Below are 20,138 nucleotides of genomic sequence, written 5' to 3'. Positions count from 1 at the left end.
CGCAGGCGCTGCGTTAGCAGGACTTCGTCATCTCCTCATGCGCCTCTCGGCTGTCGGAAGGAGCCTGGTCACGGTCGAACATGCCATAGTCGCGCACCACCGTCGCAATCCGCAGGCGATAGTCGCGGAAGACGCCGGCCCGCCCTTTCGTCTGTGCACCCCGGTGGGCGGAGAGGCCCCGCCAGCGGGATACAGCCTCCTCGTCTGCAAAGAAGGACAGGGATAGGATCTTGTCCGGATTGGTCAGGCTCTGGAAGCGCTCGACGGACAGGAAACCCTCGACTTCTTCCACCATCGGGCGCATCCGGGCGGCAACATCCAGATAGTCCTGTAGTCGTCCCTCTGCCGGCTCGACCTCGAAGATCACAGCGATCATTCCTTGGCACCGTGCGGTGCGGATGCCAGCTTCAGCCAGGTCCGGTCTTCGCGCAGCAGGAACTTCTCGCGCATGGCAAATTCATAGTTCTCGCGCCCCAAGGGATCATTCGCTAGTCGCGCGCGATAGGCCTCATAGGCGGCCATGCTTTCGATATTGTAGATGCCATAGGCGAGCGTCGATGAGCCTTCGTGCGGCGCGTAGTAGCCAATCAGGTCCGCACCGCAGCGCGGGATCGCCTGGCCCCAGTTGCGGGCGTAGTCCTGGAACTGGGCCTTTTTTGTGGGGTCTATGTGATAGCGGATGATGCAGGTCAGCATGGCAAACTCCAGTTTTGATGGCCTTGTGGTAGCCTATTGCGTGCCTGCAATGCTTCGTTCAAGATCGAAGTGTGAAAGGAGGGCATCATGAAGGAAGGTCCCGACATTGCCAGGGTCGCCGCGCTGATCGGCGATCCGGCGAGAGCCAACATTCTGACGGCCCTGATGACCGGCAAGGCGTTGACGGCCTCGGAACTGGCCGAGGAAGCTGGCGTCACTCCGCAAACTGCCAGTGCGCATCTTGCAAAACTGCAAGACAGTGGCCTGCTTACGCAGCGCAGGCAGGGGAGACACCGGTACTTTGCGTTGGCAAGCGGCGACGTCGCCCAAGTGCTTGAAGGACTGATGGCCCTGGCCACTGTGTCGGGGCATTTGCGCAGCCGCCCCGGCCCGCGCGATCCTGCCCTGCGCCGGGCAAGGGTTTGCTACAACCATCTGGCCGGTGAAGCCGGAACACAGCTTTACGACGCCCTGATTGGCGCAGGTCATATTACTGTGGCCGGCGATGATCTGACGCTGACCGAACATGGCGCTGCGCGGATCCGTGGTTTCGGCATAGATATGGACGGCCTGACGCGTGCCCGCGCCCCGGTTTGCCGCGCGTGTCTGGACTGGAGCGAACGCCGCACGCACCTTGCCGGCAGCCTTGGGCGGGCGTTGCTTGCCCGGATCGAGGAACTCGGTTGGGCTCGCCGCGCGGAGGCCACCCGTGTGCTGGCGTTTTCCGCTGCCGGTGACCGCGCCTTTGCGGCATTTCTGACCGACATAGGCCGCCCGGAAAATTCCGCCGTGAGCAAGGCATCAGCCCCCTGAGCGACGGCATCAATTCGGATGTCCGTCCCGCACTGGTCCTCCCAGACCGCATATTTTGCACTCTGTGCAACTTACCGACTTTGCCAATGCAGACGTAGCATTGGCGGGACGCCACTTTGCGGCTCAATCGACAGGAGAAGGCCATTGGCATATATTGCCAATGATCCCAGAGAGGTGCTCATGGTGACGCGAAACCTCGTTCTCACAGATGGTCCATCCGAACTCGTCGACCGCCTGGTCGCGTCGGGTTGCTACCAGAACGCGTCTGAGGCGCTTAGGGCTGGGCTGCGGTTGCTGGAACGAGAAGAGGCTGAGCTTGGCGATTTGCGCCGCCGCCTGACGACAAGCCTTGAGCAGGCCCGGCGCGGTGATCTGGCCGAGGGCTCTGGCGAGGACGCAATCCGCCGCGCCTTTGCGGCCGCGCACGACGCAGCCTGATGCCTAGGTCATGGCGACTGACGCGTGCGGCCGAAGTGTCCCTGACGGACATCGCAAGATGGACAGTCGAGACTTTTGGACCACGGCAAGCCGCAGCCATGAGGAAGACCTGATCGCGGTGTGTCGCGAGATCGCTGCCGGGACTGCCGTCTCTCACGACTGTCGCCGGCTCATCGCCCCGGACTTGCCTGAGGCCCTTCGCTTTGCACGCGCAGGCCAGCATTTTGTTGTCTTCGTCGAGGACGCCGAGCAGGTGACCATCATCGATTTCCTGCACGGTCGCTCTGACCTGCCGCGACGCCTGGCCAACATTCGGTCGCTAAAGAACGACAAGGACTTTTGAAACTGCAGGATGGCTCCGGTGATGGCCGGGACGCCACCCTTGGCAGGACTTAGAAAACCTGACTGCGCTCCACCAGCTCGCGGCCGTAGTCACTCGTCAGCGCGCCGGCCTTCAACGCCGAGACGGGGGCGACTTCTTCCAGCTTGCCATGCCGCAGCACGCCCAGCCGGTCGCAGAGGAACGAGACCACCGGCAGATCATGGGTGACGAGCAGATAGGTGAGGCCGCGCTCCTCGCGGAGCGACTTCAGCAGGTTCAGGATCTCTGCTTGCACCGACACGTCGAGTGCCGAGGTCGGCTCGTCGAGCAGCAGCAGTTCCGGCTCCAGCATCAGCGCGCGGGCGATGGCGACGCGCTGGCGCTGGCCGCCGGAGAGCTGGTGCGGCAGGCGGAAGCGGAACTTGCGCGCCAGTCCCACCGCATCGAGCATCGACAGGACGCGTTCGTCCTTTGCGCCGATCCCATGGATGGCAAGCGGCTCGGTCAGGGCGTCATCGACGGTCTTGCGCGGATGCAGCGACCCATAGGGATCCTGGAACACCATCTGCACGTGGCGCATCATCGCCTTGGTGCGCTTGTGGCCGAGCGGCATGTTGCCAAGCGCGAGGGTGCCGGACCAGCTGTCCACCTGTCCGGCCAGAGCCTTCAGGATCGTGGATTTGCCCGAACCGGATTCGCCGACGAGCGCGAAGCTCTCACCCGTGGCCACGGAGAAGCTCACGTCCTTGACGACGGTGGTCGAGCCATAAAAGACACTCAGGCTGTCGACGTCGATCATGCCAGTTTCTCCAGCGCGGCGCGGTCAAGCACCGGCAGGCGCTCGCGGGTCTCGTTGAGGCGGGGCAGGGAGGCGACCAGCCCTTGCGTGTAGGGGTGCTTGGCCTCGTTCAACTTGCCGGCGGCGCATTCCTCGACGATCTCGCCGTTGAACATGACGAGGATCCGGTCGCACCAGTGCGAGACCATGTTGAGGTCGTGGCTGATCAGCATCAGCCCCATGCCACGGCGGCGGACGAGATCATCCATGATTTCCAGCACCTGGGCCCGGACGGAGACATCCAGCGCCGAGGTTGGCTCGTCGGCGATCATCAGGTCCGGCTCGAGAATCACCATCATGGCAATCATCACGCGCTGGCCCATGCCGCCCGACACTTCATGCGGATAGAGGTTGTAGACGCGCTCCGGATCATTGATGCGCACGGCTTCCAGCGCTTCAAGCACCTTGGCCTTGCGGGCCTTGGCGCTGATGCGGGTGTGGAAGGACAGTGCCTCGCCGATCTGCTCGCCGATGCGCATCACCGGGTTCAGCGAGAATTTCGGATCCTGCATCACCATCGACATGCGCGCACCGCGCAGGCGCCGGTACCCGGCCTCGTCGGTTCTGGTGAGGTCAAGGCCGTCGAACATCATCCGGTCGGCGGTGACCCGGCCGGGCTTGCCGATCAGGCCCATGAGGGCGCGGCCGGTCATGGACTTGCCGGAACCGGATTCGCCCACGATGCCGAGACGTTCGCGGCCGAGCGAGAAGCTGATGCCCTTGACCACCTCGACCTCACCCCGTTCGGTCGGGAAGCGGACCTTGAGGTTCTGCACCTCGAGAAGCGTGCTCATGACTGGTCCCTCACTTCGACCGCTGACGCGGATCAAGCACGTCGCGCAGGCCATCGCCGAAGAGGCAGAAGCCGAGGCTGACGATGACGATGGCAAAGCCCGGCATGGTGGCGACCCACCACTGGTCCAGGATGAAGGCGCGGCCGCGCGAGATCATTGCGCCCCATTCGGGCAGTGGCGGCTGGGCGCCGAGACCCAGGAAGCCGAGGCCGGCAGCCGTCAGGATGATGCCGGCCATGTCCAGCGTAACCCGGACGATGGTGGAGGACATGCACAGCGGCAGGATGTGGCGCAGGATGATGCGGCCGTGGCTGGCCCCTTGCATCCGCACGGCGGCGATGAACTCGGCCTTGCGCACGGTCAGTGTCTCGGCGCGGGCAAGGCGCGCATAGACCGGCCAGGCGGTGATGGCGATGGCGATGACGGCGTTTTCGATGCCGGGTCCGAGCGCAGCGACAAAGGCGAGCGCCAGGATCAGGCGGGGCATCGACAGGAAGATGTCGGTGATGCCCATCATGATCCGGTCGACCGCGCCACCGAAATAGCCAGAGATCGCGCCGATGACCAGCCCGAGCGGGGCGGAGATGACGGCCACCAGCAACACGATGAACAGCGTGATGCGTGCGCCATAGATGACGCGGCTAAAGATGTCGCGGCCAAGTTCGTCGGTGCCCATCCAGTGCTCGGCCGACGGCGGCAGCAGGCGCGCGGTCAACTGGCCCTCGATCGGATTGTAGGGCGCGATCCACGGGGCAAAGGCGGCCGTCAGCAGCAGGGCGATGATGATCACCAGCCCGACGACGGTGAGCGGATTGCGCAGCAGGGCGCGCAGGGTGCGGTAGCCCTGGCCCAGCTGGGCCTGCAGGCGGGTGGCTGGCGTTTCGTCCAGCAGCCAGTCGCGGGTCGAGCTCATGCGCGGGCCCTCGGATCCAGGAGAAGATACAGCGCATCAGACAGCTTGTTGATGCAGATGAAGACGGCGCCGATCACCAGCGTCGCGCCCAGCACCGCATTCATGTCTGCGTTGAGGAGCGCGTTGGTGAGGTAGTTGCCAATACCGGGCCAGGAGAACACGGTCTCGATCATCACCGAGCCTTCGAGAAGGCCGGCATAGGACAGGCCGATCACGGTGATGAGCTGCACCCGGATCGGCCGGAAGGCATGGCGCCAGATGACGACCCATTCCGGCGCGCCCTTGACCCGGGCGGTGGTGATGAACTCCTGCCCCAGCTGCTCCAGCATGAACGAGCGGGTCATGCGGGCGATATAGGCCAGCGCGAAGAAGCCGAGGATCGTCGACGGCAGGATGATGTGGGAGAAGGCACTCCTGAAGCTGTCCATGTCGCCGTCGATCAGGCTGTCGACCAGCAGCAGGCCTGTGTGCGGCGTCACCATCCCGTCAAGGAAGATGTCGATGCGGCCGGGGCCGCCGACCCATTTGAGCTGGGCGTAGAACAGCACCAGTCCGACAAGGCCGAGCCAGAACGCAGGGATCGCATAGCCGGCCAGACCAATGACGCGGATGATCTGGTCGATGATGCTGCCCTGGCGGGCGGCGGCCCATACCCCAAGCGGCACGCCGACGGCAACGCCGATGATGATGCCAAGCGTTGCCATTTCAAGGGTTGCCGGGAAGACGCGGGCCAGATCCTCAACCACCGGATTGGAGGTCATCACCGCCTTGCCGAGGTTGCCTTGAACCACATCGCCGACATAGTGGGCGAACTGGACGATCAGCGGATCATCGAGCCCCATCTGAAGCCGGGCGGCGTCATAGACTTCCTTCGGCGCACGGTCGCCGACCACGGCCAGGACCGGATCGATCGGCACCACGCGGCCGATGACGAAGGTGATCGCAAGGAGGCCCAGGAACGTGAGGGCAATCGTCACGAAGAACCACAGGATGGGCGTCAGGCGGGCCAGAAGGGCGGCCGCTGCGCCCCGGCTGCCGATCAGGGTGGCGTTGCTCACGTAGTTTTCCTTGCCAGTTAAACTTCTTTTGACTTACCAAAATTTTTTTACTAGCGTCAAAGAAATTTTGGAGGCGCCCATGACCAATGCCCTGAAGGATGCCGAGGACATCCAGACCGCACCGACGGTCGGAACCCCGACGCATTTTGGTGGTCGCATCCGGGATCTGCGCCGGAAGGGCGACCTGACCTTGCAGCATCTCGCGGATCAGGCGGGCATCTCGGTTGGTTTCCTCAGTCAGGTTGAACGCGGCAAGGCAACCCCCTCCCTTGGGACGCTGGCGGCCATCGCCGATGCGCTTGGCGTTGAGATCGACTGGTTCGTCGCCACGCCCAAGCCAGCTGATAGTGTCACAAGGGCAGGCGAAAGGGAGTTTTTCTCTCTCGTTGACGGCTCTTTGTCCTACGAAAGACTGAATACGGTGCTGCCGGGCGGCATGTTGTCCTCCGTCATCGTGCATATCCCCGTCGGCTATGCATCGGAACTGACGGCACACACCGGCGAAGAGCTGATCTTCGTTCTAGAAGGGACGCTGCGCCAGACCCTCGGCGAAGCCATGTTCACCCTCAACGCCGGTGACAGTTTTCACTTCATGGGCGACACGCCCCATTCCTTCGCCAACGTCGGTGACCGGCCGGTCCGTCTGTTATGGACGGGTAATGCGCCGCGCCTCATTGGCCGAACCCCCGACCAGCCGTAGCGGGGAAAACCTGCGGCCAAGAAACCTGCCTTCTATCAGGAGTGGACCATGAAATTGTTCAGAACCGCACTTGCTGCCGGTCTGTTGTCCCTGACGGCGCTCACAGCGCTTCCCGTGCAGGCTGCGACCCCGGCGACAGCGCTCGTCATCGCCCAGAACATCGATGACATCGTCACGATCGATCCGGCGACCGCTTACGAGTTCTCCTCGGGTGAATATGTCGTCAATGTCTACAACCAGCTCGTCCATTATGATGCAACGGACACGACCCAGCTGATGCCGGGTCTGGCCAGCGACTGGATGATCGACGCCGACAACAAGACCATCACCTTCACCCTGCGTGACGGTGTCAAGTTCCACTCCGGCAATCCGCTGCGCGGTGCCGACGTGGTCGGGTCCTGGAAGCGTGTTCTGGTGCTCAACAAGGCCCCGGCCTTCATCCTGGCCAATCTCGGCTGGACCCCGGACAACATCGAACAGATGGTGACCGTGGACGGCAACAAGATCACGGTGCGCTACGCCGGTGATTTCTCGCCGCTGTTCGTCCTCAACGTGCTTGCTGCCCGCGTCGCATCCATCGTCGACATGGAGACGGTGATGGCAAACGAGGAAAACGGGGACCTCGGCAACGCCTGGCTGAACAAGAACTCGGCCGGCACTGGCCCGTTCAAGCTGCGCGGCTACAAGCCGTCGGAACTTCTGTCTCTCGAAGCCAACCCGGACTACTGGGACGGCGCGCCGGCCATGAAGCAGGTCGTCATCCGCCATGTTGCCGAAGCTGCAACCCAGCGTCTTCTACTGGAATCGGGTGACGTCGATATGGCCAAGAACCTGACCCCGGACCAGGTCTCGGGCCTCGTCGAGAAGCAGGGCATCAAGGTCGAGACCTATCCGCAGGCTGCCGTGCACTGGTTCTCCTTCAACCAGAAGACCGAAGCCCTGACCAACAAGGCGCTTTGGGAAGCTGCCCGCTATCTCGTCGACTATGACGGAATGGCCAACACCTTCCTGAAGGGCCAGATGAAGGTGCATCAGGCGTTCTGGCCGGAAGGCTTCCCGGGCGCGCTGACAGAGAAGCCCTTCACCTATGATCTGGAAAAGGCAAAGAAGATCCTCGCCGATGGTGGTGTCACCCTGCCGCTGACGATCCAGCTCGACGTGATCAACTCCAGCCCGTTTACGGATATTGCCCAGGCCCTGCAGCAGTCCTTTGCTCCGGCCGGTATCAACTTCGAGATCATTCCGGGCACCGGTGCCCAGGTGATCACCAAGTACCGTGCCCGCACCCATCAGGGCATGTTGCTCTACTGGGGCCCGGACTTCATGGACCCGCATTCCAACGCCAAGGCCTTCGCCTTCAACGCTGACAACTCGGACGACAAGTATGCTTCCACGACCACGTGGCGCAACGCTTACATGCCGCCGAAGGAAATCAACGAGAAGACCATGGCCGCGCTGACCGAGAAGTCGCCGGAACAGCGTCTGCTCATGTATGTCGAACTGCAGCAGGCCATGCAGGCCGAAGCCCCGTTCGTCATCATGTTCCAGGCGGTCAAGCAGGTCGCCATGAACGAAAAGGTTGCCGGATATGTGAACGGCGCCACGTCTGACTTCGTCTACTACCGTCTCGTCACCAAAAACTAAGCACAGCCCCATGACGAGACCACCCGGAGGGTGGCCCTGCTGCCCTCCGGTCCCAATCTTCCCCATCCCGCCCGGATCAATCAGATGACCTCGTCCCCCGATACCGCTTTTGCGGCCTTGCATGAGGCTGCCCGCACCGCCGTGGGCGCTCGCCTGTTCACCGTCACCGTTCTGGACCGCAAGGCAGGCCTCAGCCGCCGGGCCTATACATCCCATCCGGTCGATTATCCGACCTCCGGCACGAAGCCGATGCGCTCGGATGGCTGGACAGAAGTCGTCATCGACGGAGCAAAGAGCTTCGTCGCCAATACGACGCCGGAATTCGCGATCTATTTCTTCGATCACGCCCTCATCAATCAGCTCGGCTGCCACTCGGCCATGAACATTCCCGTCTCCGACGGCGAGAAGGTCGTGGGCACCGTCAATATCCTGGACGTTGAGGGACATTTCACCCCCGAGCGGGTGGCCAAGCTGGAGGCCCTTGTCGCGGACCATCGCGCGACGCTCCTGGAGGCCATGGCCCGCGTGCCAATGGAGGCCTGAATGGCTGACGATGCCGCAAAGCCCTACGTAGCAGAGCGCCTGGCGCGCCTGCGCCAGAAGATGGAAGCCACCGGCACCGATCTGGTGGCCCTTGCCCCGGGCGCGCACCTGCGCTGGCTGCTGGGCTTTGCCCCGGCGGCCGACGAGCGGCCTTCGCTCTGCCTGATTGGCCCTGAAAACGCCTGCTTCCTGATGCCGGCGCTCAATGCCGACGACAGCCGCCAGCACACGGACCTGAAATTCTTCGAATGGAAGGATGATGTCGGTCCCGCCAAGGCTCTGGCGGAAGCGCTCGGCTATGCCGCTCCCAGGGCGCGCCGTTTCGGTCTCGATGAAACCATGCGCGCCGACCACGCGCTCATGCTGACCGACGCGCTGGCCGGGTGTGGCCGCAGCTTTGCCTCCGAAACGGTCGGCGGGCTGCGCATGATCAAGACGGCTGATGAAATCGCGTTGCTCAAGGACAATGCCCGGATCGCCGATATCGCGCAGGTCGCGGTGCGCGATGCCTTGGCCGAGGGTATCAGCGAGAGCGAACTTGCAGCCGTGGTGCAGGAGACTTTTGCCGCGCACGGGGCCCGGCCGACCTTCGCCATTCTGGCCATCGGCCCGAACAGTGCGTATCCGCACCATCACACGGGCTCTGCCACATTGAAGCGGGGTGATATCGTCCTGGTCGATATCGGTGGCATGAAGAATGGCTACAATTCGGACATCACCCGGATGGTCAGCTTCGGCGAGCCGCCGGCCGGCTATCGTGATGTACATCAGGTCGTGGACGCTGCCGTCCGCGCCGCCATGGCAGCGGCCCGGCCAGGAGTTTCGGCCCGCAGCGTCGACCTGGCCGCACGTCAGGTCATTACCGATGCCGGCTATGGCGACTTCTTTACTCACCGGACCGGCCACGGTTTGGGCACGGAAGTGCACGAGCAGCCCTATATCACCAGCGCCAACGAACTGGTGCTGGAAGAAGGCATGGTCTTCACCATTGAGCCCGGCATCTATCTGCCCGGCCGCTTCGGCATCCGCCTTGAGGAAGTCGCCGTGGTGACCGCGAACGGCTGCGAGATCCTGTCGGGTCTCAGCCGCGATCTCGCCGTGGTGTAAAGGCCGACAGCCTTGCTCGACAACAAAGCGGCCCGGTGCGAACCGGGCCGCGGTTTTACTGATCCAGCCGTGCCAATGGCAGCACTTCGACAGCGATCACTATCAGGACCGCGAGAAAGACTGTTTCAGCGATGAGCAGCGCGATGGCCTTGCGACCAACCTTCAGCACATTCGGCAGGGATGTCTTGACGCCCACGGCAGCAATGGCCGCCAGCAGGGCCCAGCGGGATGTCGCGTTGGCGGCCTCCGTCACAACGGGCGGGATGGTCACGGCTGAATTTATGGCCACCAGTGCGAGAAAGATGATGACGAAGCCCGGCAGCAACGGCGGGCGAACCGATCCCTCGATGGTGCCGCCGCGCCGATAGGCGAGGGCGATGACCAGGACCACGGGTGCCAGCAGGGTGACCCGGATCAGCTTGACCAGCACCGCCATGTCGCCGGTCTCCTGCGATACCGAGAAACCGGCACCGACCACCTGGGCGACGTCATGGATTGTCGCGCCGAGGAAGACGCCAGTGATCACCGGTCCCAGATCCAACGCCGAGGCGAGGATCGGATAGCCGATCATCGCAAGGGTCGACAGCATCGTCACGCCGAAGACGGCAAAGACCATGTCGCGCTCCGCGTCCTGCGGGTTGCGCCTTGGCAGCACGGCGGCGATGGCCATGGCCGCCGAGGCGCCGCAGATCGCCACAGCTCCGCCGGTGAGGGTGCCGAAGGACGCGGAATGGCCAGTCAGCCGCGCGGCAAGGATGCCGAAGCCGATGGTCAGGACCACGGCGGCGATCAGAACGCCGAGCATCGGCAGTCCGAGGTCGGCGAACATGGTGAGGCTGATCCGCAGGCCAAGCAGAGCAATACCGGCGCGCAGCAGCGCCTTTGCAGCGAACTCAAGGCCGGGACCCATGCGCGGATCTTCGGCGAGGAAATGCAGGGCGAGGCCGATCAGGATCGCCAGCAGCATCGCTGGGGCGCCGTAGTGCTCCGACAGGAAGGCGGAAGCGAGCGCGATCAGGATGGAGATCGACAGACCCGGAAAACGGATACGCCAGAAGGCAGCTGACGTGATTGGATCGTTCGGGGCAGAGGAGGCGGCAGGCGAGGTCGGTGCCGGGCCATTGGCCGGATCGGGCGCGGTCATCGCGGACTTTCGGGCAAGGACGCGCTTTTCGCGCAGAGAGAAGGAAGGGAGGTGGCGCAGGGCGCCACCTCCCGGGGCATTTTAGTTCAGATCGGCGGCGCGTTCAGCTGCAACCTTCGCTTCAGCTTCGGCGACGGCGGCCTGGAACATGTCAAAGACTTCGCCGCCATCCTTCACATTGGCCTTGAACCAATCGAAGACCGGAGCAACTGCGCCCTTGAAGGCGGCCTTTTCCTCGGTCGTCGGGACATAGACTTCACCGCCGGACTTGATGAAGTCCTGGTAGGCGGCGATTTCCTTGCGCTTCGGCGAGGCGAAAGTTGCCTGCTGCAGGGCAGCAAAGCCGTCGACAACAATCTGCTTCTGGGCCGGGGTGAGGCTCTGGAAGCGGTCGTTGGACATCCACCAGAAGGCGCCCATGTAGCTGTGCCCGTCGAGGGTCAGGTACTTGAGGCCAGCGTCCGGGAACTTCATCGACATGATGTCGGTGATGCCGTTGGCGGTGCCTTCAACCACGCCGGTCTGCAGAGAGGTGAAGAGTTCCGGCCACGGAATCGGCGTCGGAGCCGCGCCAACGGAGGTTGCCACCTGCTGCGGCAGGGCCGCCGGAACGGTGCGCATCTTCAGGCCCTTGAGGTCGTCCGGCGTCTTCACCGTCTTCTGGGTGTTGGCGTAGTTGCGCCAGCCGCCGGTGTTGCCGATGGTCATCAGGCGGATCTTGTTGTCGCTGTCGGCAAGGGCCTTGGCGCGCAACTCGCGGGTAAAGTTGCCGGACAGGACCTCTTCGGCGACCCGGTCGTCACTCATCAGATACGGCAGGTCCAGCACCTGAATGTAGGGGAACAGGCCGGCTGCACCGCCCGACGTCGAAATGTAGACGTCGATCGAGCCATCGGCCACACCCTGCAGACACTCCTCCCCAGTTGCGCAAAGCTGTGTACCGATGAACAGTTCCACCGCGATGGCCCCGTTCGAGGCATTCTCGATGTAGTTCTTGAACACGATGAGGCCGTCATAGTCTTCATCGTTCTCGTTCGAGTTGGCCGTGGCGCGCAGTGTGATGTCTGCGGCATGGGCCAGCCCGGCGACGCACAGCGTGCTGGCCAGAAGCACGGTCTTCAGCATGGTCTTCAACATTCCTTCAGTCCTCCCTTTACGTCTGAAGTCAGTCCACAAATCCGGCAAGGCGCGGGATCGTGAGGGTGAGGGCCGGGAAATAGGTGATCAGGAAGATCACGGCGATTTCCGCGGCCAAGAACGGCAATGTGGCGCGGGCAATGGTCTCGACGCGCAGCCCGGAGACGGACGAGGTGACGAACAACACCAGCCCCATGGGCGGAGTGAGCAGGCCTACGGTGAGGTTCACCGCCATGACGATGGCGAAATGCACCGGGTCAACGCCAAGTTCGAGGAAGATCGGGCCGAGGATCGGTCCGAGGATGATGATGGCCGGTCCTGCATCCAGGAACATGCCGACGATGAACAGCAGCACGTTGATCAGGAACAGAAGCACCAGCGGGTTGTCGCTGAGCCCGAGGATGATGTCGGCCAGCAGTTCCGGTGTGTGCGACAGGCTTGCCACGGTCTTGAAGGCCATTGCGGCGCCGACCAGCAGCAACACCACGGCAGATGTCATGCCGGCGCGGGTCAGCACGTCCGGGATCTCGTTCAGCTTCAGCGTGCGCAGCACGAACAGCCCGATGAAGAAGGCATAGCCGACGGCAATGGCGGAGGCTTCCGTTGGCGTGAAAATGCCGCCGAGGATGCCGCCCATGATGATGACGGGGGTGAGAAGCGGCCAGAAGGCCTTCAGGCTTGCGTGTCCGCGCTCGCCCCAGCTGGCGCGGCGCGTAGCCAGCGGCAGGTTTTCCTTGTCGGCGAGCAGCCAGACGATGCCCATCAGCGACAGGCCAATGAGGATGCCCGGGACAATGCCGGCCAGGAACAGGGCCGCGACGCTTTCGCCCATCACATAGGCATAGATGATCATGATGCCGGAGGGCGGGATGATCGGGCCGATGATGGCGGAGGCGGCCGTGACAGCGGCGGCAAAGCGGCGGGTGTAGCCCTGCTTCTCCATCGCCGGGATCATCATGGACCCAAGGGCCGAAACGTCAGCGACAGCCGATCCGGACAGGCCGGCAAACAGCATTGAGGACAGGATGTTGACATGGGCAAGACCGCCGCGCAGGTGGCCGATCAGGGCCTGGGCAAACTCGACCAGCCGAAGCGTGATGCCGGCCCGGTTCATCAGCTCGCCGGCGAGCATGAAGAAGGGGATCGCCATCAGCGGGAAGCTGTCCATGCCGTTGTAGACGTTACGGTACAGGAGAACAATGTCGCGCTCCTGGCCGTTGAGCCACAGCAGGATGCCCGGGGCCGCAATGAGGCCGAAGACGATCGGCAGGCCAAGCATCAAAAAGACGAGAAACAGGGGCAGGAACAGGGTCAGCATCATTCGGCTCCCAACGTGCTGGCCATGGCGACGGGCGCCAGGTCACGGCCGCGGCCGAAGAGCGACAGGATCGCACGTAGGACCAGTTCGATATTGACGATGAACATGGCGGTGACGCCGACGGCGAGGGACGCCATCATCCAGCCGCGCGGGATGCTCATCCATGTCGAGAGGTCCAGTGAGGTCGGCACGGAGACGGAGGGCAAGGCAAAGCGCCCGCCAAGCCCCATGACCTCGGCCCAGCCGATCCGCATGCCGACCCACAGCAGCACGCCGGAGAGGAACAGCAGCAGCAGGGACAGCAAGGCCGCCGCCATTCGGGGCAGAAGCAGCAGCACCATGTCGATGCCGACAAACCCGCCGCGCCGGTAGGCGGTGGGCGCCATCAGGCCGGTCATCCAGAGCATGAGGAAACGCGAGGCCTCCTCCGTCCAGGGCAGGGCGTTCTGCAGGCCATAGCGATAGACGACCTGCACGAGAATGATCACGACCATGGCCCCGACGCAAAGCGCGCCGAGCCAACGCCCGAAAGCGAGTGCGGCGGCGTTGGCCTGGCCAAGAAGCCTTGTGGCAGCCAGCAACAGTTCCATGTCTTCCTCCCCTCGCGGACCGGTCTCCCCCCGGGTCCGCGCCGTGCAGTCCTGTCAGGCCTTGCGCGCGAAATGCCCGTACATGCCGCGCGAGAAACAGAGCGGATCACCGTCGCGGTGGGCGACGCGCAGCACGCGGCCGATGATCAGCGAATGGTCGCCCGCGTCATGCAGGGCGAAGCGGCGGCATTCGAACCGGGCCAAAGTGCCCGGAATGACCGGAATGCCGTCCGGGTTCAGTTGCCAGTCCAGCCCGTCAAAGGCCGTGCCCCCGCGGGTGAAGCAGGCGCTGAGGCCGTCCTGTTCCGCGCTCAGGACATGAATGGCGTAGTGGTCGATGGCAGCGAAGGCATCGTGCTTCGAGGAGCTTTTGGCCGGAGACCACAGCACCAGCGGTGGATCGAGGGACACGGAGGTGAAGCTGTTCACCGTCATGCCCATCGGACCGTCCGCGCCCATGGCGGTGACCACGGTCACGCCGGTCGTGAAGCTCCCCAGCGCCATGCGGAAGGCGCGGGAATTGCCGGCATCCGGGCTGAAAACGGTCTCGCCATGGGCGTGTCTGTCATTTGCAGCCATCATCACGGCACCTCTTTCCTGATCGCCAAGGTGTAAAGTTCAAACCATGTCTGCCGGTCCATCACGACCTTCATCGCTTCATGGAAGCGGGCAATCCGGTCGAGGCGGTTGGTGCCCATGACCGGGATGATCCTGGCCGGATGCCGCAGCAGCCAGGTGACTGCGACGGCGGTCACGTCGACCTCATAGTCAGCTGCGATGCGCTTCAGTGCGGCCAGCAGCGGTGCATTGGCACCGGAGAACAGACTGCCGCCGCCCAGCGGCGACCAGGCCATCACCGGCAGCTTACGCTCCTGCAGATAGGCAAGATCACCATTGGTGAAGGGGGCGGGCTCCGTCAGGCTGATCTCGATCTGGTTGGTGACGAGACGCGTGTGCATGGCCGACTGCAGCAGCGAAAAATCCCAGGGCCGGAAGTTCGACACGCCGACACTGCGCACCTTGCCAGAGGCGACAAGCGCGTCGAGGGCCTTGCCCGTCTCTTCTGCGTCCATCAATGGATCCGGGCGATGGATCAGCAGCAGGTCAATCCGGTCTGTCGCCATTTCGCGCAGGGACGTTTCGACGGACGCCGTGATATGCGCGGCGCTTGTATCGTAGTGTTTGACGCGCGCGGCGGAATAGCGGCCGACCGGCGCGACGATGTCGCATTTGGTGACAAGCTCAATCCGGTCCCGCAAGGCCGGGGCGGCCTTCAGGGCCGCGCCCAGAATGCCCTCTGCGGTGTAGCCGCCATAGATGTCGGCCTGGTCCATGGTGGTGATGCCCTGGGCGAGGCAGGCCTCGATCTTGGCCTGAACATGGGCCGGGGAGGTGTCGGCGTCATCGCCGATCCGCCACATGCCATACACAATGCGGCTGAAGCTGAGATCGGGGCTAAGCGAAATGCGGTCCATCAACGGCGGTCTCCAGCGCCCAGCGGTGTCGCCGGGGTCTCGCTCGGCACGCGGCCATAGGCATGCGGCAGCGAGCAGGTTTTCAGGTGGGGCAGGACCTTGGTCCCGAAGTGGTCGGCTTCGTCGAGATGCGGGTAGCCGGAGAAGATGAAGGCACGGATGCCCATCTTCCGGTACTCCTCGATCTGGCTCAGGATCTGGTCGGTTGACCCGACGAGGGCCGCACCGCAACCGGATCGGGCCCGGCCGATGCCGGTCCACAGGTTTGGTTCGATGTAGCCGAACTGATCGGCCAGTTCGCGGGCGCGGGCCTGATGGGCGACGCCGAGCGAGATGGAATCGTGGGCGCGGTCGCGGATCAGCTTGCCGTATTCATCGTCCAGCCTTGAGACGAGATGCTCGGCATACTCGCGGGCTTCGGCTTCCGTATCGCGGACGATCATGTGCACGCGCAGACCGTAATCGAGCGTCCGGCCATGGGCGGCGGCGCGCTCGTGCACGGCCTTCATGCGGGCGGCGAGCTGGTCCCTGGTCTCCGGCCACATCAGATAGACGTCGCACTGGGATCCGCACAGCTCCAGAGCATCGGGGGAATAGCCGCCGAAGTAGAGCAAAGGGCCGCCGTTCTGCTGATAGGGGCGGGCGGGCTCCGTTGTTACGCCCTTGAACTGGTAGACCTCGCCGTCGTGGTCGATGGTGTCGCGCGTCCAGGCCTGCCGCAGGATTTCCACCACCTCGTGGCTGCGTTTGTAACGATAGGCGCTGTCAGCCACTTCCCCGGGGAAGTCGGAACTGATGACGTTGAGCGTCAGGCGCCCTTTCAGCATGTGGTCGAGGGTTGCCACTGTCCGGGCGAGCATGATCGGCTGCATCTCGCCGCATCGGATCGCCGCCAGGAAGTTGATGCGGTCGGTGATCGGGGCGCAGCCGGCGACGAAGCTCAGCGTGTCCTGGCCGACCTGGTAGGACGACGGGCAGAGAATGTTGCGGAAGCCATGTCCTTCTGCCTTCCGGACGATAGACGAGCAGTGCTCGAAGCTGGACCGCAGGCGGCCATCGGGAACCCCGAGATATTCATAGTCGTCGGAGCACAGCGCAGCGAACCAGGACACTTCACAGGCATCCAGATCGGCGGATGTGACAGGCACCACGGTCATCGAATTTCCCCCAGCGGCATCGAACTTTCTTCTTGCGTATCACCCGCCTTGATGTAAATCAATAGTGTATCAATTTTTTGCGGTCTGCGCGCTCCTGCCGCAGGCCAACCTAAAAGCGGCATAAATTCAAAGCGATGACCCAGCCCAAAGGCAGTCTGCCGATCTATCTCCAGATCACCGAGCTTTTGGTTCGCGACATTGCGGCGGGGCGCCTTATCGATGGCGAGCGGTTGCCGCCAGAGCGTGAAATGGCGCAGGAACTCGGCATAGCGGTCGGCACGCTGCGCAAGGCACTGTCTGAACTGCAGGCGAGGGGGTTGCTGGAGCGGATCCAGGGCTCGGGCAACTACATCCATGCCGTGAGCGATCCAAAGAGCCTCTATGCCATGTTCCGGCTGGAACTGCTTGGCGGCGGCGGTTTGCCGACGGCAGACGTTCTTTCGGTCACCCGGATGGCGAAGCCCGACGATCTTCCTGCTTTCGGGTCGTCCGCTGAGGGGCACCGCATCCGCCGCCTGCGGCGATTGTCGGGGAAGGTTGCGGCCGTCGAGGAGATCTGGCTCGACGGCTCTTATGTTGAGCGCATTGAGCCCGAGGACCTCTCGGAATCGCTCTACCTTTATTATCGCACCCGGCTTGGCCTGTGGATCACCCGGGCCGAGGATCAGGTGGGTCTCGACCATGTGCCGGATTTTGCGCCTGCGCTCTTTGGTCAGCCCATCGGGGCTCCGGTGCCGCACATTCTTCGTATCAGCCAGGCGCAGGACGGAACGCGGGCGGAAGTCTCCCGTACCTGGTTCGACCATACCGTGGCCCGTTACGTGGCCCGTCTCAAATAGGGGAACTCTTCAGGTGAAGCTGAATTACGGAATCATCGGCTGCGGCATGATGGGGCAGGAACACCTGCGCAACATCGCTCTCCTGCCGGACACCGGCGTTGCGGCCATCTATGAACCCGATGCCGGGATGCGCGCGCAGGCGGCCGAAGCGGTGCCTGGTGCGAAGATGGTCGATTCGATTGCGGATCTCCTCGATGTGGCCGAGGTGAACTGCCTGCTGATTGCCAGCCCCAACTACCTGCATCTGGCGCAGCTTGAAGCAATTGCCTCGATGCGGCCGCTACCGGTCCTGGTCGAGAAGCCGTTGTTTACGGCGCCGGAAGATGCTCCGCGCCTTGCCGCCCTGCGCGCGGCCTATCCCGCGCCGATCTGGGTTGCGATGGAGTACCGCTACATGCCGCCCGTGGCGCGCATGATCGAGGAAGCCGAGGCCGCGACCGGTGGCATCAAGATGCTGTCGATTCGTGAGCACCGCTTTCCCTTCCTTGAAAAGGTCGGCGACTGGAACCGTCTCAACCGCAACACCGGCGGCACGCTGGTGGAGAAGTGCTGCCACTTCTTCGACCTGATGCGGCACATCCTGAAGTCGGACCCGGTGCGGGTGATGGCTTCCGGCGGGCAGGCTGTGAACCATCTGGATGAGGTGTATGCCGGCGAACGCTCGGACATCTGGGACAACGCCTATGTGATCGTCGATTTTGCCTCCGGTGCCCGCGCGATGCTCGAACTCTGCATGTTTGCTGAAGGGGCGCGCTACCAGGAAGAGATCTCGGCCGTTGGTCCCATGGGCAAGATCGAGTGTCTGGTGCCCGGTCCCGGCCGGTTCTGGCCCGAACATCTTGGCGCGCCTCCAATTGCCCAGGTGATCGTGTCGCCGCGCAATCCAAAGGGTCCGCGCATGGTGGAGATCCCGGTGGATCCCGCGCTGCTGGAGGCCGGCGATCACAACGGGTCGACATTCTATCAGCACCAGCGGTTCCAGCGGGCTGTTCTGGAGGCGGGTCATGTGGAAGTCGCGCTCGCCGACGGCTGGTGGGCCGTGACTATCGGGCTGGCGGCGCAGGAGTCGGCGCGCACTGGGCAGGCCGTTGATATCGCTACTCTGGCCTATGCTCCGAAAGCTGTTCACTGAGACCACTGGCCCCGGGGCGTTTGATCCGTCCCGGGGCCTTGCCGCTATTTCGCATACATCGCATTGGGCAACATGAGGGCAATGTCCGGCCAGATCACCAGGATCACCATGGCCAGGATCATCGCCAGCCAGAACGGCAGGATGCCGGCAAAGACAGTTTCCAACTTTATATCCCGCGCAATCGTGGCGACGACAAAGCAATTGACCCCGACCGGCGGGCTGATCAGGCCCATTTCCAGCACAATCACCATGATGACGCCGAACCAGATCGGATCGAAGCCAAGCGCAGATATCAGCGGGAACACGATGGGCAGCGTGATCACCATCAAGGACAGCCCCTCGATGAACATGCCGAGGATGGCATAGGCGACCAGAATTATCGCCAGGGTGCCGATGGGACCCAGGCCGGCACCGGCAAAGGCGTCGGCGACCATGGCGGGAAGACCGGACAGCGCCACAAAGGGGGCAAATACGCTGGCCCCGATCAGGATCAGGAAGCTCATGCCGGTCGTCTGCAGGGTGTCCAGGAACACCGAGCGCAAGGTCTTGAGGCCGAACTTGCGGCGGATCGCCAGCATCAGGAGTGCGAAGGCGGCCCCCACACCCGAGGCTTCCACCGGGGTGAAAAGGCCGGAATAGATCCCGCCGATAGTCAAGCCGATGATGGTGAAAATCCCGGTTGCCCTGAGGGTGGCCTGTCCTTTCTCTACCAATGAAAAGGAAGGGCCGCGTGGGCCTTCGTCAGGTTTCAGCCGCACGACGATGGCCACCGCCACGAGGAACAGGCCCGTCAGCAGCAGGCCGGGCAGAACACCGGCCATGAACAGGCGTCCAATCGACTGCTCGGTAAGAATGGCATAGAGCACGAAGCCGGTGGACGGTGGGATCAGGATGCCGAGCGTGCCGCCTGCCGCAACCGTGCCTGCGGCCAGGCGCCCGCCATAGCCATACCGCCGCATATTGGGATAGGCGACCCGGCCCATGGTGACAGCCGAGGCGATCGAGGATCCGGACAGGGCGGCAAAGCCGGCACATCCAAGCACGGTGGCGCCGGCGAGACCTCCGCGCACATGTCCGATCCAGCGATAGGCAGCATCATAGAGATCGCGGCTGAGGCCGGAGGCCGAGGCGAGGTTTCCCATCAGCACGAACAGCGGCAGCACCGACAGGTCATAGTGGGAAGCGGTGGCAAAGGCCTGCCCGGACAAAGTGTAGGCCGCCGAGGTCCAGCCGGTGATGGCGATGGTTCCGACCAGTCCTGTCAGAAGCATGGCGAGGCCAACAGGAATGCCGAGCCCCATGAGGACGAAGAGACCGGCGAAGCCGGCAAGACCGATGACGGCCGCGCTCATGCCGTTTCCTTTCTGCGCAGGGCTTCTGCGGCAAACAGCAGCGCGCAGAAGAAGAAGGAGATGGCAAGGGCGAGGTAGAACGGGCCGTAGCCGATGCGCAGCAGCATCGTGCTCTCTCCGAATTGCGC

At 63.5% G+C, this 20,138-nt stretch carries 23 protein-coding genes; 9 read left to right on the top strand and 14 right to left on the bottom strand.

The window, feature by feature from the left end:
* Window positions 1-13: 13 nt before the first annotated feature.
* Together ACTIFE_RS06800 and ACTIFE_RS06795 are read right to left on the bottom strand one after the other, a co-directional pair.
* Window positions 14-376: an antibiotic biosynthesis monooxygenase family protein gene (locus ACTIFE_RS06800; protein WP_439528407.1), complete on the bottom strand. Its 363-nt coding sequence runs from the start codon at window positions 374-376 to the stop codon at window positions 14-16.
* Window positions 373-696: an NIPSNAP family protein gene (locus ACTIFE_RS06795; RefSeq protein ID WP_439528406.1), complete on the bottom strand. Its 324-nt coding sequence runs from the start codon at window positions 694-696 to the stop codon at window positions 373-375. The genes ACTIFE_RS06800 and ACTIFE_RS06795 overlap by 4 nt, the downstream gene beginning before the upstream one ends.
* Window positions 697-783: 87 nt before the next feature.
* Between ACTIFE_RS06795 and ACTIFE_RS06790 the strand changes: the two genes are divergently transcribed.
* The 3 genes from ACTIFE_RS06790 to ACTIFE_RS06780 all read left to right on the top strand — a co-directional run bounded on the left by ACTIFE_RS06790 (window position 784) and on the right by ACTIFE_RS06780 (window position 2,290).
* Entirely contained in the window at window positions 784-1,509 is a 726-nt protein-coding gene (locus ACTIFE_RS06790) for an ArsR/SmtB family transcription factor (protein ID WP_439528405.1), read from the top strand.
* Window positions 1,510-1,689: 180 nt separating this feature from the next.
* Entirely contained in the window at window positions 1,690-1,947 is a 258-nt protein-coding gene (locus tag ACTIFE_RS06785; protein WP_439528491.1) for a type II toxin-antitoxin system ParD family antitoxin, read from the top strand.
* Between the two features lie 58 nt (window positions 1,948-2,005).
* Window positions 2,006-2,290, top strand: a complete 285-nt coding sequence (locus ACTIFE_RS06780; RefSeq protein ID WP_439528404.1) for a type II toxin-antitoxin system RelE/ParE family toxin — start codon at window positions 2,006-2,008, stop codon at window positions 2,288-2,290.
* Window positions 2,291-2,339: 49 nt separating this feature from the next.
* Here ACTIFE_RS06780 and ACTIFE_RS06775 read toward each other — a convergent pair whose 3' ends face one another.
* The 4 genes from ACTIFE_RS06775 to ACTIFE_RS06760 are packed head-to-tail and all read right to left on the bottom strand — an operon-like array spanning window position 2,340 to window position 5,824.
* Window positions 2,340-3,068, bottom strand: coding sequence for an ABC transporter ATP-binding protein (locus tag ACTIFE_RS06775; protein ID WP_439528403.1), 729 nt, complete (start codon window positions 3,066-3,068; stop codon window positions 2,340-2,342).
* Window positions 3,065-3,901 (bottom strand): ABC transporter ATP-binding protein, encoded by an 837-nt coding sequence (locus tag ACTIFE_RS06770; RefSeq protein WP_439528402.1) that lies wholly within the window; start codon window positions 3,899-3,901, stop codon window positions 3,065-3,067. The genes ACTIFE_RS06775 and ACTIFE_RS06770 overlap by 4 nt, the downstream gene beginning before the upstream one ends.
* Window positions 3,902-3,911: 10 nt before the next feature.
* Window positions 3,912-4,814 (bottom strand): ABC transporter permease, encoded by a 903-nt coding sequence (locus ACTIFE_RS06765; protein WP_268136455.1) that lies wholly within the window; start codon window positions 4,812-4,814, stop codon window positions 3,912-3,914.
* On the bottom strand, window positions 4,811-5,824 hold the full coding sequence (locus ACTIFE_RS06760; protein WP_439528490.1) for an ABC transporter permease: 1,014 nt from the start codon (window positions 5,822-5,824) through the stop codon (window positions 4,811-4,813). Before ACTIFE_RS06760 ends, ACTIFE_RS06765 begins: the two co-directional genes overlap by 4 nt.
* 127 nt (window positions 5,825-5,951) lie before the next feature.
* Between ACTIFE_RS06760 and ACTIFE_RS06755 the strand changes: the two genes are divergently transcribed.
* The 4 genes from ACTIFE_RS06755 to ACTIFE_RS06740 all read left to right on the top strand — a co-directional run bounded on the left by ACTIFE_RS06755 (window position 5,952) and on the right by ACTIFE_RS06740 (window position 9,866).
* Window positions 5,952-6,572: a helix-turn-helix domain-containing protein gene (locus tag ACTIFE_RS06755; protein ID WP_439528401.1), complete on the top strand. Its 621-nt coding sequence runs from the start codon at window positions 5,952-5,954 to the stop codon at window positions 6,570-6,572.
* Between the two features lie 48 nt (window positions 6,573-6,620).
* On the top strand, window positions 6,621-8,216 hold the full coding sequence (locus tag ACTIFE_RS06750) for an ABC transporter substrate-binding protein (RefSeq protein ID WP_439528400.1): 1,596 nt from the start codon (window positions 6,621-6,623) through the stop codon (window positions 8,214-8,216).
* An 84-nt stretch (window positions 8,217-8,300) separates the two neighbouring features.
* Window positions 8,301-8,759 carry a GAF domain-containing protein gene (locus ACTIFE_RS06745; protein WP_439528399.1) on the top strand — a complete coding sequence of 153 codons (459 nt, stop codon included), beginning with the start codon at window positions 8,301-8,303 and terminating at the stop codon, window positions 8,757-8,759.
* On the top strand, window positions 8,760-9,866 hold the full coding sequence (locus ACTIFE_RS06740) for a M24 family metallopeptidase (protein ID WP_439528398.1): 1,107 nt from the start codon (window positions 8,760-8,762) through the stop codon (window positions 9,864-9,866). It begins immediately after the preceding gene.
* A gap of 55 nt (window positions 9,867-9,921) precedes the next feature.
* On the opposite strand, the gene ACTIFE_RS06735 is transcribed toward ACTIFE_RS06740, so the two are convergent.
* The 7 genes from ACTIFE_RS06735 to ACTIFE_RS06705 form a co-directional block, all read right to left on the bottom strand.
* Window positions 9,922-11,010 carry a YeiH family protein gene (locus ACTIFE_RS06735; protein ID WP_439528397.1) on the bottom strand — a complete coding sequence of 363 codons (1,089 nt, stop codon included), beginning with the start codon at window positions 11,008-11,010 and terminating at the stop codon, window positions 9,922-9,924.
* Window positions 11,011-11,091: 81 nt separating this feature from the next.
* Window positions 11,092-12,147 carry a TRAP transporter substrate-binding protein gene (locus ACTIFE_RS06730; RefSeq protein WP_439528396.1) on the bottom strand — a complete coding sequence of 352 codons (1,056 nt, stop codon included), beginning with the start codon at window positions 12,145-12,147 and terminating at the stop codon, window positions 11,092-11,094.
* A gap of 28 nt (window positions 12,148-12,175) precedes the next feature.
* Window positions 12,176-13,465: a TRAP transporter large permease gene (locus ACTIFE_RS06725; protein ID WP_439528395.1), complete on the bottom strand. Its 1,290-nt coding sequence runs from the start codon at window positions 13,463-13,465 to the stop codon at window positions 12,176-12,178.
* Window positions 13,465-14,055 carry a TRAP transporter small permease gene (locus tag ACTIFE_RS06720; protein ID WP_439528394.1) on the bottom strand — a complete coding sequence of 197 codons (591 nt, stop codon included), beginning with the start codon at window positions 14,053-14,055 and terminating at the stop codon, window positions 13,465-13,467. The genes ACTIFE_RS06725 and ACTIFE_RS06720 overlap by 1 nt, the downstream gene beginning before the upstream one ends.
* A 54-nt stretch (window positions 14,056-14,109) precedes the next feature.
* Window positions 14,110-14,637, bottom strand: a complete 528-nt coding sequence (locus tag ACTIFE_RS06715; RefSeq protein WP_439528489.1) for a flavin reductase family protein — start codon at window positions 14,635-14,637, stop codon at window positions 14,110-14,112.
* On the bottom strand, window positions 14,637-15,530 hold the full coding sequence (locus ACTIFE_RS06710; RefSeq protein WP_439528393.1) for an aldo/keto reductase: 894 nt from the start codon (window positions 15,528-15,530) through the stop codon (window positions 14,637-14,639). The genes ACTIFE_RS06715 and ACTIFE_RS06710 overlap by 1 nt, the downstream gene beginning before the upstream one ends.
* Window positions 15,530-16,687 (bottom strand): LLM class flavin-dependent oxidoreductase, encoded by a 1,158-nt coding sequence (locus ACTIFE_RS06705; RefSeq protein ID WP_439528392.1) that lies wholly within the window; start codon window positions 16,685-16,687, stop codon window positions 15,530-15,532. The genes ACTIFE_RS06710 and ACTIFE_RS06705 overlap by 1 nt, the downstream gene beginning before the upstream one ends.
* A 134-nt stretch (window positions 16,688-16,821) precedes the next feature.
* Between ACTIFE_RS06705 and ACTIFE_RS06700 the strand changes: the two genes are divergently transcribed.
* Together ACTIFE_RS06700 and ACTIFE_RS06695 are read left to right on the top strand one after the other, a co-directional pair.
* Window positions 16,822-17,526 (top strand): GntR family transcriptional regulator, encoded by a 705-nt coding sequence (locus tag ACTIFE_RS06700; protein WP_439528391.1) that lies wholly within the window; start codon window positions 16,822-16,824, stop codon window positions 17,524-17,526.
* Window positions 17,527-17,539: 13 nt separating this feature from the next.
* Window positions 17,540-18,658, top strand: coding sequence for a Gfo/Idh/MocA family protein (locus ACTIFE_RS06695; protein ID WP_439528390.1), 1,119 nt, complete (start codon window positions 17,540-17,542; stop codon window positions 18,656-18,658).
* Window positions 18,659-18,702: 44 nt separating this feature from the next.
* Here the strand turns inward: ACTIFE_RS06695 and ACTIFE_RS06690 are convergent, their stop codons facing one another.
* Entirely contained in the window at window positions 18,703-20,010 is a 1,308-nt protein-coding gene (locus ACTIFE_RS06690) for a TRAP transporter large permease (RefSeq protein ID WP_439528389.1), read from the bottom strand.
* Between the last annotated feature and the right edge of the window lie 128 nt (window positions 20,011-20,138).

It is taken from the genome of Pannonibacter sp. (assembly GCF_051860505.1).
In the GTDB taxonomy this organism is placed as follows: Bacteria; Pseudomonadota; Alphaproteobacteria; order Rhizobiales; family Stappiaceae; genus Pannonibacter.
The sequence above is the reverse complement of the archived record's forward strand: the minus strand, read 5'-3'. Positions and strand labels throughout refer to the sequence as shown.

Excerpts from the sequence above, each read along its gene's own strand:
- ACTIFE_RS06770 (WP_439528402.1), bottom strand. The coding sequence starts at position 3,901 with ATGAGCACGCTTCTCGAGGTGCAGAACCTCAAGGTCCGCTTCCCGACC.
- ACTIFE_RS06745 (WP_439528399.1), top strand. The coding sequence starts at position 8,301 with ATGACCTCGTCCCCCGATACCGCTTTTGCGGCCTTGCATGAGGCTGCC.
- ACTIFE_RS06710 (WP_439528393.1), bottom strand. The coding sequence starts at position 15,530 with ATGGACCGCATTTCGCTTAGCCCCGATCTCAGCTTCAGCCGCATTGTG.
- ACTIFE_RS06785 (WP_439528491.1), top strand. The coding sequence starts at position 1,690 with ATGGTGACGCGAAACCTCGTTCTCACAGATGGTCCATCCGAACTCGTC.
- ACTIFE_RS06690 (WP_439528389.1), bottom strand. The coding sequence starts at position 20,010 with ATGAGCGCGGCCGTCATCGGTCTTGCCGGCTTCGCCGGTCTCTTCGTC.
- ACTIFE_RS06725 (WP_439528395.1), bottom strand. The coding sequence starts at position 13,465 with ATGCTGACCCTGTTCCTGCCCCTGTTTCTCGTCTTTTTGATGCTTGGC.
- ACTIFE_RS06780 (WP_439528404.1), top strand. The coding sequence starts at position 2,006 with ATGGACAGTCGAGACTTTTGGACCACGGCAAGCCGCAGCCATGAGGAA.
- ACTIFE_RS06720 (WP_439528394.1), bottom strand. The coding sequence starts at position 14,055 with ATGGAACTGTTGCTGGCTGCCACAAGGCTTCTTGGCCAGGCCAACGCC.
- ACTIFE_RS06715 (WP_439528489.1), bottom strand. The coding sequence starts at position 14,637 with ATGATGGCTGCAAATGACAGACACGCCCATGGCGAGACCGTTTTCAGC.
- ACTIFE_RS06730 (WP_439528396.1), bottom strand. The coding sequence starts at position 12,147 with ATGTTGAAGACCATGCTGAAGACCGTGCTTCTGGCCAGCACGCTGTGC.
- ACTIFE_RS06735 (WP_439528397.1), bottom strand. The coding sequence starts at position 11,010 with ATGACCGCGCCCGATCCGGCCAATGGCCCGGCACCGACCTCGCCTGCC.
- ACTIFE_RS06765 (WP_268136455.1), bottom strand. The coding sequence starts at position 4,814 with ATGAGCTCGACCCGCGACTGGCTGCTGGACGAAACGCCAGCCACCCGC.
- ACTIFE_RS06800 (WP_439528407.1), bottom strand. The coding sequence starts at position 376 with ATGATCGCTGTGATCTTCGAGGTCGAGCCGGCAGAGGGACGACTACAG.
- ACTIFE_RS06775 (WP_439528403.1), bottom strand. The coding sequence starts at position 3,068 with ATGATCGACGTCGACAGCCTGAGTGTCTTTTATGGCTCGACCACCGTC.
- ACTIFE_RS06705 (WP_439528392.1), bottom strand. The coding sequence starts at position 16,687 with ATGACCGTGGTGCCTGTCACATCCGCCGATCTGGATGCCTGTGAAGTG.
- ACTIFE_RS06755 (WP_439528401.1), top strand. The coding sequence starts at position 5,952 with ATGACCAATGCCCTGAAGGATGCCGAGGACATCCAGACCGCACCGACG.
- ACTIFE_RS06790 (WP_439528405.1), top strand. The coding sequence starts at position 784 with ATGAAGGAAGGTCCCGACATTGCCAGGGTCGCCGCGCTGATCGGCGAT.
- ACTIFE_RS06795 (WP_439528406.1), bottom strand. The coding sequence starts at position 696 with ATGCTGACCTGCATCATCCGCTATCACATAGACCCCACAAAAAAGGCC.
- ACTIFE_RS06740 (WP_439528398.1), top strand. The coding sequence starts at position 8,760 with ATGGCTGACGATGCCGCAAAGCCCTACGTAGCAGAGCGCCTGGCGCGC.
- ACTIFE_RS06750 (WP_439528400.1), top strand. The coding sequence starts at position 6,621 with ATGAAATTGTTCAGAACCGCACTTGCTGCCGGTCTGTTGTCCCTGACG.
- ACTIFE_RS06700 (WP_439528391.1), top strand. The coding sequence starts at position 16,822 with ATGACCCAGCCCAAAGGCAGTCTGCCGATCTATCTCCAGATCACCGAG.